The sequence below is a fragment of the Xanthomonas sp. MLO165 genome, from assembly GCF_018831305.1.
GTDB classification, from domain to species: Bacteria; Pseudomonadota; Gammaproteobacteria; order Xanthomonadales; family Xanthomonadaceae; genus Xanthomonas; species Xanthomonas arboricola.
In genome coordinates this window covers 2,846,450-2,860,769 of sequence record NZ_CP029263.1, presented here as the reverse complement: position 1 = coordinate 2,860,769, position 14,320 = coordinate 2,846,450, and the positions used below count along the sequence as shown (strand labels likewise).

General features: G+C 66.4%; 8 protein-coding genes. 7 read left to right on the top strand and 1 reads right to left on the bottom strand.

The window, feature by feature from the left end; all coding sequences use genetic code 11:
* Positions 1-39: 39 nt before the first annotated feature.
* The 6 genes from DGN21_RS11990 to DGN21_RS11965 all read left to right on the top strand — a co-directional run bounded on the left by DGN21_RS11990 (position 40) and on the right by DGN21_RS11965 (position 9,879).
* The gene (locus DGN21_RS11990; RefSeq protein WP_160954479.1) at positions 40-1,857 is read left to right on the top strand and encodes a DUF885 family protein; all 1,818 of its coding nucleotides are present in this window, start codon (positions 40-42) and stop codon (positions 1,855-1,857) included.
* On the top strand, positions 1,854-3,725 hold the full coding sequence (locus DGN21_RS11985; RefSeq protein ID WP_160954480.1) for a DUF885 family protein: 1,872 nt from the start codon (positions 1,854-1,856) through the stop codon (positions 3,723-3,725). The genes DGN21_RS11990 and DGN21_RS11985 overlap by 4 nt, the downstream gene beginning before the upstream one ends.
* A 66-nt stretch (positions 3,726-3,791) precedes the next feature.
* Positions 3,792-5,378 carry an APC family permease gene (locus DGN21_RS11980; RefSeq protein WP_126966018.1) on the top strand — a complete coding sequence of 529 codons (1,587 nt, stop codon included), beginning with the start codon at positions 3,792-3,794 and terminating at the stop codon, positions 5,376-5,378.
* Positions 5,368-7,716 carry a S9 family peptidase gene (locus tag DGN21_RS11975; RefSeq protein WP_126966019.1) on the top strand — a complete coding sequence of 783 codons (2,349 nt, stop codon included), beginning with the start codon at positions 5,368-5,370 and terminating at the stop codon, positions 7,714-7,716. The genes DGN21_RS11980 and DGN21_RS11975 overlap by 11 nt, the downstream gene beginning before the upstream one ends.
* Positions 7,713-9,353: a DUF5597 domain-containing protein gene (locus DGN21_RS11970; protein WP_164738896.1), complete on the top strand. Its 1,641-nt coding sequence runs from the start codon at positions 7,713-7,715 to the stop codon at positions 9,351-9,353. Before DGN21_RS11975 ends, DGN21_RS11970 begins: the two co-directional genes overlap by 4 nt.
* A gap of 229 nt (positions 9,354-9,582) precedes the next feature.
* A complete protein-coding gene (locus DGN21_RS11965; protein WP_126966020.1) occupies positions 9,583-9,879 on the top strand; it encodes a hypothetical protein in 297 nt (98 codons plus the stop codon).
* Positions 9,880-10,500: 621 nt separating this feature from the next.
* Here DGN21_RS11965 and DGN21_RS11960 read toward each other — a convergent pair.
* On the bottom strand, positions 10,501-11,667 hold the full coding sequence (locus DGN21_RS11960; protein ID WP_237474867.1) for a DUF5694 domain-containing protein: 1,167 nt from the start codon (positions 11,665-11,667) through the stop codon (positions 10,501-10,503).
* Between the two features lie 280 nt (positions 11,668-11,947).
* Between DGN21_RS11960 and DGN21_RS11955 the strand changes: the two genes are divergently transcribed.
* Positions 11,948-14,305, top strand: a complete 2,358-nt coding sequence (locus tag DGN21_RS11955; protein WP_126966021.1) for a Tat pathway signal protein — start codon at positions 11,948-11,950, stop codon at positions 14,303-14,305.
* Positions 14,306-14,320: the final 15 nt, after the last annotated feature.

The following is a 14,320-nucleotide window of genomic DNA, read 5'->3' as shown; positions in this document are numbered from 1 at the left end:
CGCGCTCCTACAGCCGCCATTGCATCTTGGAGTAACTGCATGAACCACCTGCGTCCCGTCGCCATCGGCCTGCTGGCCGCCGCCTTGTTCACAGCCTGCAAGCCGGCGCCGCCGGCAGCGGAAACGGCGGCTGCAGCCACCGCTGCGCCAACCGGCGAGCAAGCCGCCAAGGCCTTCGATGCGCTGCTGGACAAGCAATGGCAGTACCAGTTGCAGCACAACCCGGAGTTCGCCAGCATCATCGGCGACAAGCGGTACAACGATCGTTGGAGCGACTATTCGCTTCAGGCCGTGCAGGCCGAACGCACCGCCACTGCCGAGCTGCTCACGCAATTCGAAGCGATCGACAGCAAGACGCTGGACGAACAGCGCCAGCTCAGCCTGCAGATGATGCTTGGCCAGTTGCGCGACAAGCTGGAAGGCATCGACCTGAAGACCTATGCGATGCCGCTGGAGCCGATCGGTGGCATCCAGCTGGGGCTGGCCGGTTACGGCGATGCGTTTCCGTTCGAGAACGCCAAGGATTATCAGGACTACATCAAGCGCCTGCAGACGATTCCGACGGTGATCGACCAGGTGATCGCGGTGTCGCGGCAGGGCGCCAAGGAGGGGCTGGTGCAGCCGCGTTATCTGCTGGAGCGCCTGCCCGATCAGATCGACAAGATCGCCGCGCTGACCGGCGAGCAGAGCCCGTTCGCCTCGCCGCTGAAAAAACTCGACGCCGCGGTGCCGGCCGAGCAGCGCGCTGCGCTGCGCACGCAGTTGCTGGCCGCGATCGAGCAACAGGTGCGCCCGGCCTACGCCAAGCTGGCCGCGTTCGTGCGCGACGAGTACGCCGCGCGAGGGCGTGCGCAGGAAGGGGTATGGTCGCTGCCCGATGGCGAACGCCGCTATCGCTACGCCATCCACACCCAGACCACCACCGACATGGCGCCGGAGGAGATCCATCAGATCGGCCTGAAGGAAGTGGCGCGCATCGAAGGCGAGATGACGGTGATCGCCAAGGCGCAGGGCTTTGCCGACCTGGCCAGCTTCCGCAAGGCGGTGGATACCGACAAGCGCCACTTCGCCAGCTCCGGCGAGCAGATCTTGCAGCAGTACCGCGATTACATCGCCGCGATGGAACCTGAGTTGCCCAAGCTGTTCGGCCATTTGCCGAAGACGCCGTTGGAAGTGCAGGCGATGCCCGCATTCCGACGCAGCGCGCCCGGCGCCGAATACTGGCAGAGCAATCCGGAAGGCACCAAGCCGGCCATCGTCAAGGTCAACACCAGTGACTTCGCCAGCCGCACGCTGGTCAATATCGAAACCACCGCCTATCACGAGGGCGTGCCGGGCCATCACCTGCAGATCTCGCTTGCGCAGACGCTGCCATTGCCGCCGTTCCGCCAGCAGGCCGGCTACAACGCCTATATCGAAGGCTGGGCGCTGTACGCCGAGCGCCTGGGCAAGGAGATCGGTTTCTTCAAGGACCCGTACAACGACTACGGCCGGCTGTCCGGCGAGCTGTTGCGCGCCAATCGCCTGGTGCTCGACACCGGCGTGCATTACAAGCGCTGGAACCGCCAGCAGATGGTGGATTTCTTCCACGCGCATCCGTCCGATGACGAGCCCAGCATCCAGTCCGAAACCGATCGCTACATCGTCTGGCCGGGCCAGGCGTTGGGCTACAAGTTGGGGCAGCTGCAGATTCTTGCGCTGCGTGCGGAGGCGGAAAAAGAACTCGGCGATCGCTTCGATGTGCGCGCCTTCCACGATGCGGTGCTCGGCGGCGGCGCAATGCCGCTGGCGATGCTGCAGCAGCGCGTGCGCCAGTGGATCGCGCAGGCCAAGGCGGCGCCGGAGGCACGTGGATGAGCACCTACAGCGTCTGGCGCGCGAGCGCATTGAGCGTGCTGATTGCTGCCAGCCTGGGCGGTACCGTGTCGCAAGCACAGGCCGCAGCACCTGCACCCGCAGCAAGCACGCAAGACAGTGCAGCGGCACGCTTCAAGGCGCTGTACACGCGCGAATGGCGCTGGCGGCAGGCGCAGCTGTCCGGCGCGGTGGATGAAGACAACCAGGCCACGCAGGACAGGCAGTCCGACCATCTGCCCAAGGTCGATGTGGCCACGCAAAATCTGCGCACCGCGTACTGGCAGCAGACGTTGAAGGAGCTGGATGCGATTCCGGCAGCGCAGTTGCCGGCCGAAGATCAGGTGAGCTACCAAGTGTACCGGCAGCAGCTGCTGGTGCTGCTGGATCAGCAGCATTTTCGCGCCTGGGAAATGCCGTTCAACAGCGACTCGGCGTTCTGGAGCGACCTGGGCTTCAGCGCCGAAGCCAAGCTGCGCACGCGCGAGGACTACCAGCGCTATCTGAAGATGCTGGCCGATATCCCGCGCTATTTCGCCGAGCACACCGACAATATGCGTGCCGGCCTGGTGCGCGGTTTCAGCCAGCCCCGGGTGACCCTGACCGGGCGCGACCAGTCCATCGCCGACGTGGTGCAGGCCAAGGGCGAGGCCAATCCGTTCTACGCACCGTTCAAGCAGATGCCGGCCACGCTGCCTGCCGATGTGCAGGCGCAATTGCGCCAGCAGGCAGTGCAGACGATCGATACGCAGGTGCTGCCGGCCTACGCGAAGCTGCTGGACTTCATCCGCAACGAGTACCAGCCGCGCGCGCGCACCACGCTGGCCGGCGAAGCCTTGCCGGACGGGCAGGCGTATTACCGCGCGCAGATCCGCGAATTCACCACGCTGGAGTTGAGCCCGGAGCAGATCCACCAGATCGGTCTGCAGGAAGTGGCCAAGCTGCGCACGCAGATGGATCAGACCATCGCCGCCAGCGGCTTCAAGGCACCGGCCGGGCAGGCGGTGTTTCCGGCCTTCCTGCAGTTCCTGCGCAGCGACCCGCAGTTCTATGCCAAGACGCCGGAACAGTTGCTCAAGCAGGCCGCCTGGATCGCCAAGCGCGTGGACGCCAAGGTGGGCGATTACATCGGCCGGCTGCCGCGCCGACGCTTCGCGATCGAGCCGGTACCGCCGGAGCTGGCGCCGTTCTACACCGGCGGGCGTGGCGGGCCCGGCATCTATCTGGTCAACACCTACAATCTGCCGTCGCGGCCGCTGTACAACCTGACCGCACTGACGTTGCACGAGTCCTCGCCTGGCCACGCGCTGCAAATGCCGCTGGCGGCAGAGGCACAGGGGCTGCCGGAGTTTCGCCGCTACGCCTACATCTCTGCCTATGGCGAAGGCTGGGCCCTGTATTCGGAGTACCTGGGCCAGGAAATGGGCATGTACGACACGCCCTATGACCGCTTCGGCTATCTCACCTACCAGATGTGGCGCGCCTGCCGCCTGGTGATCGATACCGGCATCCACCACAAGGGCTGGACGCGCGCGCAGGCGCAGGCCTACCTGCGCGACAACACCGCCTTGAGCGAGCACGAAGTCACCACCGAGGTGGACCGCTACATCGCCTGGCCGGGGCAGGCGTTGTCGTATTACCTGGGCGAGCTGAAGATCCTGGAGCTGCGGCGCAAGGCCGAAGCCGCCCTGGGCGAAAAATTCGATCTGCGCCATTTCCATGATGCGGTGCTGCAGACCGGCTCGGTGCCATTGCCGGTGCTGGAGGCGCGCATCGACCGCTTCATCGCCGACGGTGGTGTCTCGCCGTATGCCGCCGAAGATGCTGCCGGGTCGGCGGCAGCAGCGGCCAAGGCCGCTGCCAGCGACTGATCCGGAACATCACCAGCCGACGTTCTTCGCAACACCAACCGCGCTATTCACGCTTCGGGGCGACCAATGACCACACACGGTGCGACCACGCAAGGCAAGTTCCACAAGCGACTCAGCCTGACCGACCTGACCTTTATCGGGCTGGGTTCGATCTTCGGCTCGGGCTGGTTGTTCTCGGCCAGCCATGTCTCTTCCATTGCCGGGCCGGCCGGCATCCTGTCGTGGATCCTTGGCGGCATCGCGGTGTTGCTGCTCGGCTTGGTGTATTGCGAACTCGGTGCCGCGCTGCCGCGCGCCGGTGGCGTGGTGCGCTACCCGGAGTATTCGCATGGCGCCTTGCTCGGCTCGTTGACCGGCTTCATCACCCTGATCGCGTTTTCCAGCCTGATCGCGATCGAGGTGGAGGCAGCGCGGCAGTACGCGGCGGCGTGGTTTCCGCTGCTCAACCAACCCGGCGGCAGCCATCCCAGCGTGTGGGGCTGGTTGGTGCAACTGGCCTTGCTGGTGCTGTTCTTCCTGCTCAACTATTTCAGCGTCAAGACCTTTGCGTTGGCCAACAACATCGTCAGCATCTTCAAGTTCCTGGTGCCGATCCTGGTGATCGTGCTGCTGATGAAGCACTTCAATCCGGGCAACCTGAGCGTGCACGGGTTTGCGCCCTCGGGCATGGCCGGGGTGGAAGCGGCGATTTCTGCCGGCGGCATCATCTTTGCCTATCTGGGCCTGACCCCGATCGTGTCGGTGGCCAGCGAGGTGCGCGACCCGCAGCGCAATATCCCGATCGCCCTGATCCTGTCGGTGGCCTTGTCCACGGTGATCTACGTGCTGCTGCAGCTGGCGTTTCTGGGCAGCATTCCCGCCACGCAACTGGCACCGGGCTGGAGCGGAATCGACAAGGTGTTTGCGCTGCCGTATCACGACATCGCGCTGGCGTTGGGGATGGCGTGGCTGGCTGCGCTGGTGATCTGCGATGCGATGGTCTCGCCCAGCGGTACCGGCAACATCTACATGAATGCCACCCCGCGCGTGGTGTACGGCTGGGCGCGTAGCGGCGGGTTCTTGCCGGTGCTGACGCGGGTGGATCCGCAATCGGGCATTCCGCGTCCGGCATTGTGGTTGAGCCTGGGCTTGTCGATCTTCTGGACGCTGCCGTTCCCCTCGTGGGAGACCCTGATCGGCGTGGTGTCGGCCGCCCTGGTGCTGAGCTACGCGGTGGCGCCGGTGACGGTGGCGGCGTTGCGCCGCAGTGCGCCGGACTTGCCGCGGCCGTTCCGCGTCCGTGGCCTTGCCGTGCTGGGGCCGCTGTCGTTCATCGTCGCCGCCTTGATCGTCTACTGGTCGACCTGGCCCACCTTGTCGTGGTTGCTGGGCCTGCAGGTGGTCGCGTTCGTGCTGTATGTGCTGTATCGCCTGCCATCGCGCCAGGGCAGGGCACGCCTGCTGCGCCAGGTGCGCGCATCGCTGTGGTTGATCGTGTTCTTCGTGCTGGTGATGGCAGTGTCCTGGGCCGGCACGTTCGGCGGTCACGGCTGGATCGCGCATCCGTTCGACACCTTGAGCGTGGCGGTGATTGCATTCTTCATCTATCACTGGGGCGCGCGTAGCGGCTTGCGCGGCGATGAGCTGGCGCTGGAGGAGGACGATGGCGAGTGAGCTGCGCCACGGCGCGGGTGCATCGCGCTGCTTGCGTGGCTGCTTGAACGGGGTGGCTGCGTGCATCGTGTTGCTGTCGACGGCGGCACAGGCCGCGCCCAGTGTGGCCGACTACCAACGCGCGCTGGGCTTGCGCGCGCACTGGAGCACGCTGACCGAGAACGTGGCCTGGCCGGCGCAATGGCAGGACAACGGCACGTTCTATTACCGCAAGACGGTGCCGGGCGGATTCGCCTTCGTCCGTATGGATGTCGCCACGCTGCAGAAAACGCCGGCGTTCGACCAGCTGCGCGTGGCGCAGGCATTGAGTGCAGCGACCGGCACACCCTACACCGCGTTGCAGTTGCCGTTCGAGCGCTTTGCCTATGCGCCGGACGGCGAGCGCAGCGACGGGGCGATTCGCTTCGCGCTTGGCGAAGCGCCCTGGCGTTGCAGCCTGACGGACGACCGCTGCGCCCGCGATGACGCCGCCACGCAGCAGCGTCCACGCGGCTTCGGTGTGGTGCGCGACCCTGCGGTGCCAGCCGACACCACGCCGCGCCGTTCGCCCGATGGCCGTTGGGAAGCGCTCGCCGATGGCTGGAACCTGCTGCTGCGTCGTGTTGCCGATGGCCAGCTGACCCGGCTCAGCGACGATGGCCGCGCAGACGATTATTTCGACCCGGAGAGCATCGCCTGGTCGCCGGATTCGCAGCGGCTGGCGGTGTATCGCGTGCGTCCGGGGTTGGCCCGCCGCGTCACCCGCGTGGAAGCGGCGCCTGCAGGCGGCGGCCAGCCGCGCGTGCATGCCCAGTTATATCCCAAGCCCGGCGATGCGGTGGATGTGGAGCGGCCGGTGTTGTTTGCCGTGGACGGCACACGCCGCGAGGTGGACACCGCCTTGTTCGCCAATCCGTATGCGCTGTCGCCGCTGCAGTGGCGCAGCGATGGCCACAGCGTGAGCTTCGACTACGTGCAGCGCGGCTTTCAGCGCATGCGGGTGATCGCGGTGGATGCGCAGAGCGGTCGCGCGCACGTGGCGGTCGGCGAAGATGCGCGCACCTTCGTCTACGCCGACCGCAGCTTCCGGCATGACGTGGATGGGCGCGGCGACGCGTTGCTGTGGATCTCCGAACGCGACGGCTGGCGGCACCTTTACCTGGTCGATGGCCGCAGCGGCAGGTTCAAGCGGCAGCTCACGCGCGGGCCGTGGATCGTGCGCGATGTGCTGCGCGTGGACGACGCGCAGCGGCGCATCTGGTTCACCGCCAGCGGCATGGATGCGGGCAAGGACCCGTACTACCGGCAGCTGTACAGCGTGGATTTCGACGGCCGCCAGTTGACCCGGCTGACCCACAGCGATGCCGATCATGATGTGGCGATCGCCGACGACGGCCGGCATTACGTCGATGTCTATTCGCGCCCGGATCTGCCGCCGGTGATGGAGCTGCACGCCATCGATGGCCGGCTGCTGCAGAAGGTGGAACAGGGCAAGATCGACAAATTGCTGGCCGCCGGCTGGCGCGCGCCGGAGACCTTCGTGGCCAAGGGCCGCGATGGCCGCACCGACATCTGGGGCATGGTGGTGCGCCCGCGCGATTACGACCCGCACAAGAAGTATCCGGTAATCGAAAACATCTACGCCGGCCCGCACGATTCCTTCGTGCCGAAGACGTTCTGGCCGTTTGGCTATCACTCCGGTGGCGACAAGCAGATCGGCATGCAGGCGCAGGCGGACCTGGGCTTTATCGTGGTGATGATCGACGGCATGGGTACCGCCAACCGCTCCAAGGCCTTTCATGATGTGGCGTGGAAGAACCTGGGCGATTCCGGCTTTGCCGATCGCATTGCCTGGCACCGTGCGTTGGCGGCCAGGGACCCTTCCTACGACATCGGCCGGGTCGGCATCTATGGCGCCTCGGCCGGTGGGCAGAGCACGCTGGGCGCGCTCGAGCGCCATCCGGACTTCTACAAGGTGGGCGTGGCGTTCGCCGGTTGCTACGACAACCGCATGGACAAGATCAGCTGGAACGAGCAGTGGATGGGCTGGCCGGTGGATGCCGGTTATGCGCAGGCCTCGGGCGTGGTCAATGCGGCCAAGTTGCAGGGCGACCTGCTGCTGATCGTCGGCGAGCAGGACAGCAATGTGGACCCGGCCTCCACCGCGCAGGTGGTCGATGCGCTGATCAAGGCCGGCAAGGACTTCGAGCTGCTCAACGTGCCTGGTGGCGAGCATTCGGTAGGCCGTTCCAGTGGGCCGATCGACTATGTGCAGCGTCGCCAGTACGACTTCTTCGTGCGCCACCTGCGCGACGAACCCACGCCGCATTGGAATTCACTACCGTCGGAGGCGCGATGACGCGTTTGCTTGCCCTGAAGATGCCGCGACCGCGCGGCTGCATCGCAGCCCTGCTGTGGTCGCTGGCGATGTTGGCCGGTTGCGTGCCATTGCTGGCCAGCGCGGAAGAACTGCCGCGCTTCGTTACCCAGAATGGCCGCCATGCGCTGTTCGTCGATGGCGCGCCGTACACCGTGCTGGCCGCGCAGCTGCACAATTCCAGCGCCTGGCCGGCGGTGCTGCCCAAGGCGCTGGATGAGGTGGTCGCGCTGCACGCCAACACGGTGGAAGCGCCGGTGTACTGGGAGCAGTTCGAGCCGGCGCCCGGGCGCTTTGATACCACCAACGTGGATGCCCTGATTGCCGGCGTGCGCAAGCGTGGCCTGCGCGTGGCCCTGCTGTGGTTCGGCAGCTGGAAGAACGGCCAGATGCATTACGTGCCGGAGTGGATCAAGCGCGACGACGCCACCTACCCGCGCATGCGCGATGCCAATGGCGAGCCTGTGGATGTGCTGTCGCCGCATGTGGCCACCAACGTGCAGGCAGATGTGCGTGCGTTCACCGCATTGATGCAGCACCTGCGCAAGGTCGATGGCGACCGCCACACGGTGATCCTGGTACAGGTGGAAAACGAGCCCGGCGCGATCGGCACGGTGCGCGACCATGGCCCGGCCGGCGAGGCGGCGTTCGCGCAACCGGTGCCCGCCGCGATCGCGCAAAAACTGGGCAAGCCGCAAGGCAGCTGGCAGCAGCTGTTCGGTGCCGAAGCGGCCGAAGCCTTCAATGCGCATGCGACGGCGGCGTATATCGAACAGGTGGCCGCGGCCGGCAAGCACGCCTATCCGCTGCCGCTCTACGTCAACACCTGGCTGCGCTACAAGGGCAAGCGTTACCCGGGCATGGATTATCCGTCCGGCGGTGCGACGGTGAATGTGTTCGCGCTGTGGCGCGCGGCCACGCCGTCGATCGACTTCATCGGCACCGATATCTACACCAGCGACTACAACGAGTACACCAAGGTCATCGGCCAGTACGCACGGCCGGACAACCCGGCCTGGGTCTCGGAGACCGGCTTCGAGGCGGCCACCGCGCCGTATCTGTTCCATGTGCTGGGGCAGGGCGGGATCGGCTTTTCGGTGTTCGGCATGGATGGCAACCAGGACAGCCAGGCCAACCGTGACGCGATCGCTGCACACGCCGCCAACTTCAAGCTGCTGGCCCCGCTGCAGCGCGTGATCGCCCAGGCCGCCTTCGACGGCCGGCTGCAGGCGGTGGCCGAACAGCCCGGCGCGCCGCAACGCACGCTGCGCTTTGGCGACTGGCAGGCCAAGGTGTCGTTCGGTGCGCCGATGTGGGGCGATGCGCCGGCGATCCTGCCCGGCAACGACGACCACGCCGGCCGGCTGCTGGTGGCGCAGCTGGGGCCGGAGGAGTTCCTGGTCACCGGAATGGCCGCGCGGATTGGATTTTTCCGCGAGGCGGCCGATACCCGTCATGGACAACTGTTGCGGGTGGAGCAGGGGCGGTACGTGGACGGGCGCTGGCAGGTCGAAAGACAGCTCAACGGCGACCAGACCGACTACGGGCTCAACTTCGGTCGTGTGGATGCGGCGGGAGAGGTGCCTGTGGTGTTGCGTGTGCGGGTAGGCACCTATTGAGCCTGCGTGAGGCGGCTGGGCAGCCGTGAGGTGGGCGTGATCGGAATCGATGGGTGGGACACGTCATTACGGTTCCTGTCAGCTGATTCCACCTCGTGAGACACGCTCGCCACGCGCCTCGGTGGGCGTAGGAACGACAGCAGTGCGGCGCGACTGCCGGCAACGATTGTGTTGATTGGTTGGTAAACAAACGTCATTGGTTATTTCTCTGTTCTGCACCGGAGCCATCATGAGCATCAGTAGCATCGCCAGTTCCGGAATGCAGGTCGCCGCACTGCGCCAGCAGGTGGCCGCCAGCAATGTGGCGCGTCAGCCGGTGGACGGCAGTCGGCGTCAGGCCGTTGCAGCCAGCACGCAGCTCAATGGTGGAGTGGCAGCCAGCGTGGTCGACGCCAACGCCGATCCATCGGCACCGGCCACCGATCTGGTCGAAGGCCTCTCGGCACGCAACGACTTCCAGGCCAACGCCACTGCGCTGCGGCGCTCCGACGAAATGCTGGGTAGCTTGCTGGATGTGCTGAGCTGAGAGCCTGGATTGGACGGAGGCCGGTTGTCGATCTGGTGCTTGGGGTACATGGCCGGCGCGCTAGTCCCACCTGGTGACACGACGGGCAAATGCACGTTCTGCGTGTCTGAGTCGGGGATTGATGGCTGCTGCTTATGTTGGTATCGATAACTATGGTTGTCTTTTCTGCGGGTGCGGGCAGCCCGCAGCGTAGAGCGGCTGATCTGTTACCTGGCTGCGGGGTCCTTGCCCGCCCACCGTCGCGGGACACGCCGCAAGTACGTCCGTGTAGGCTCTTACGCGGCATCCATGCCGCGTAAGGTCCCGCGACGGTAGGCGGGCAAGGACCAGTCGAGATGGTCGGTGTGCAAGGTCGCGAGCAAACCATGACGTGTGTTGCTTGGATAGCGTCGCCTCCGATCAGCCTTCCAATGCAGCCCGAGCAACAAGCAGATTTTTTGCCGAATCACCGACTAACTCTCTGATGCGGTGTTCTCGCCGATTGCGGGACCGTGCGGCGGCATCAAGGCCGCCACCGAGCCCCCACGGGCGGGTCCACGGGCGTGTCCGGCGAGCGGCGAGGGCACCGCGCCTTCGACTGACTCGCGTTTGGCCTGGAGCGTCATGCTGACGGCGTTGTACTCACGGCCCGTCACTGCCCAACACCTGCGCCGCATCCACGATATCCACGCCCTGCAGCTGTCCCAACCAGTTGTCGAACCAGGGCTTGTGCATGGCACCGACCACTGCCAGCACCTTCGCACCGGGTTGTTCGGCAAAGCTGGCGCGTACATTGGACACCATGCGCAGGTTGCGGATCTCCCAGCCGGACACGTAGCGATAGCCGTAGCGCTGCGGCGAACCCTCGCTCAGTGCGGCGCGAAAATCCACCGCGATGGCCAGCTGCTGGCTGGCCGGCAGGTTGATCGCGCGATAGAGCTCCAGCAACTTGCCTTGACTTGCCAGCTGGTCCTCGCGCTCACGCATGGCGCGCGCCCGCGGCGCGGCCTTGTCCCAGGCGGCCTGGATCGCCTTGCCGTACGCCGCCGGGTCGGCCAGGTCCACGTTGTCGCCGGTGTGATCGTCGGCCGGATGGACGCGCTGCAGGCCAAGGCGTGCCGCCAACCGTGCGGCGATCTGGTAACTCTCGTTGGGGCGCTGTTCCATGCTGCGCAGTCGCGCCACCAGCGCCGCATCCAGGCCATCGCCGCTGCGCTGTTCGGCTGGCGCAAGCTGCAGCCATTGCACCAGCGCGGATGGTGGCTCGCCCGAGGCCAGAAACAGCGCAGCCAGGTGCCGACGCTGTGCCGGTGTGGGCGCACTGGGCAAGCTGCGGAGCGCTGCACGGACCTGGCCGAGAGCGGTGGGAACGTCCAGCCCGGTGGCACGCGCCGCCTCGCTGGTGTCGGGGCAATAGGTCGTGGTGTCCTCGGGCAGATACACCGCCGGATGGCGCCGCATCAGGTCGCAGGTTTCGCCCGCCAGGTCCTCTGTGGTGATGATGGTGGGCGCGTACGCGGCCAGCCGGTCCATCAATGGTTGCAGGCGTGCTGCACCGATATCGCTGCCCTTGGGCAACTGCGACAGATGCACGCTGCCAAGCACCAGCACCTGGGTGCGTGGGGCGGCCATCTCGGCATCCACCTGCGATAGATCCACCTGCGCCTGCGCGATGCAGGGCACGATCAAGGCCAGCAACAGCCAGCGATGCGCCGGACGTTTCAGCCGCCTGGCAGACGCGCTGCCGGCATCGAAAAACCACGCTGCGGCGCGGGCACTGTGCGCAATGCGCGATGGGGATGGCTGCATGACGGTCCTTGTGGGTGGGCTTGGGTTGCGTGGCGGTCTGGCGACAGTGCTGCCTGCGTCTGTGCAGCCAGTGTGGCTGTCACCGCAGATGCCGGCGTGGCCAGAAAGTCACGTGGCTAAATGGCAGGGGGGCGGTGACTGGGCGCTGCGCCGTTGCTGCGATGGCAGCGCAGCAACAGCTGCTTGTGTGCGGATTTCCGCATACGTGCCAGACAGCTGCCACAAGACGCAAGCCGCGCTGTCGCGCAGGATGTGGATGAGATCAACCGAGGGCGCGACGATGGACCGCAGAAGCTTTTTGCGTCAGGGCATGGCGGCAACCGCGGCGGTGGGCGCGGGTGCCGCGCTCGCGCTGCCGGGCATGCCGCACACCCCGGCGACGTTGGCACCACCGGCGCTGCCGCGTCTTGAGGCGCTGCCATCGGCCGCGCATGTGGGCAGCAAGCTGTGCAGTTTTGAACACCTGCAGCAGCAGTGGACCGTCTACGAGCATCTCGACAACCCGCAGGGCCAGCTGACGCTGTGGACCGACAGCGGCATGCTGCGCCTGGACAAACGTACCGAGCCGGCCTACCCGGCCGAGGGCAAGCCGTACTTCGGGATGTCGCTGGCCGAGGTGGCGATGGCCGAGGCGGATCTGCTCGCCGACCGCCTGCTGCGCGATGGCGACCCGGACGAGGCGCAGGTGCGCGATGTCGCGCCGCCGCCGGCCTCGCTGCTCGACCCCAAGGACAATGGTGGCCGCTGGCCGTGGACCACCTTCGTCGGCACGCGCGAAAGCCTGGATACCATGCCGATCCTGCCCAACGGCCGCAGCCGCACCTCGCGGCCGGAACACGCCTTCGCCGAGTTGGGCGAAGAGGCGTTGATCAAACGGCGCGAGGAAGGCCTGCTGGGTGGCTGGATGCCGGCGGTACGCAAGGTGATGCGGCGCGAGGGCGAGGCCGATAGCTGGTACGACGTGCTGGTGTTCGCCGATGTGCGTGCCAGTGATCGCTTCGTGGTGCAGACCTGGCATCGCACGATGCACGTACGCGGCGGCGAGATCGTCGGCGTGCATTACACCCACAGCTATCCCGCGTTTGCACCGTCGCGCAAGCCGGCCACCGCTGAGCAGTTCTACGCGGGGTTGATCGATTTCGCCGCGTACTGGCAGCAGGCCCTGGACGGCACGGTGCAGGCGCAGCTGCCCGATGCCAGCTGGAGCGACATGGCGCAGTTCGCGTTCGCACGCGAGCTGGTGGTGCGCCCCGGTGGCGATTATCCGAAGTACGGCGCGGTGGAGCGCGACTACTATGGCAACGAGTACGACGGTTTCCAGGACACCTTTACCAGCTCGTTCTACGCCAACCTGGAATGGGGCCGCTTTGCGCAGGCCGCTGCGGTACTGGACAACTACTTCGACGACTTCGTGCAGGACGATGGCCTGCCGAACATGCGCGGGCCGGAAGTCGGGCAGTTCGGGCTGACCCTGTCGCTGCTGGCGCGCTATCTGCGCTATACCGGCGATGCGGCCCGGCTGCGCCGCCTGCTGCCCAAGATCGCCGCCACCGCGCAGCTGCTGTGCGAGCTGCACGACCAGGCGCTGGCATTACCGCGCAACGCGCATGGCCATGGCCTGCTGCACGGCTGGAACGAATCAGATGCCTGCCTGTTCCCCGACCCGTCGCTGTGGTGGAAACCGTATTACGCCAACAGCGCGCTGACGATACGCGGCTGGGAAGACATCGCCCAGGTCTGGAGCACGCTCGGTGGCGATGCCGGTCTGGCCACGCAATGGCAGCATCGCGCCAGGCAGTTGCGCGCGAGGCTGGAGGCCAGCCTGCGTGCCAACGTGCGCCGCGATCTGTCGCCGCCGTATATCGGCCCGCTGCCGGGCACCAAACTCACGTTTCGCCAGTCGCTGCTGCAGGAAAAGCCCAGCGAGCAGCAATGGCCGCACCGCGCGTATGCGGAATTGCTGCAGGCCGATGTGCTGCCCGACGACCTGGCCAACCTGGTGATCGATTGCCTGCGCGGCCATGGCGGCACCAGCATCGGCGTGGTGGCCAACATCGCGCCGCCGGAGCCGGGCAGCCGCGATCTGCTCGGCTTCATTTCCTACGGCTATGCGCAACAGCTGCTGCGGCTGGATCGCATCGAAGAGTATCTGTTGTTCGTCTATGCGCACCGCTACCAGGTGCATACGCGCGGCAGCTGGACCGCCGGCGAGGTCAGCGGCATCACCGGTGGCATGCCGCTGTTCTGCATCCCCGCCCAGATGACCATCCCGTTGCTGCTGCGCTGGATGCTGGTCAGCGACGACAGCGCAGGCGAGCAGTTGTTCCTTGCGCGTGCGCTGCCGCGCGCATGGCTGGGCAGTGGCGCCGCGATCGGCATCACCGCAGCGCCCACACGCTGGGGCAAGCTCACGCTGACCTTGCGCGCCGACGTGGCGGCACGCCGCATCGATGCCGAGGTGCAACTGCCGGAACGGTCACCCAGGCACACCTGGCTGAGCCTGCGCGTGCCCAAGGGTAAGAAGCTCACCCGCGTGCTCGTCGACGGCAAGCCGGCGCGTCCACAGGGCCCGCATGCCGATCGCGTGGCATTGCCCGGCAGCACAGCAGCGGTGAAGGTGCAGGCCTGGTACGGGTGATGGCCCATTGGCGCG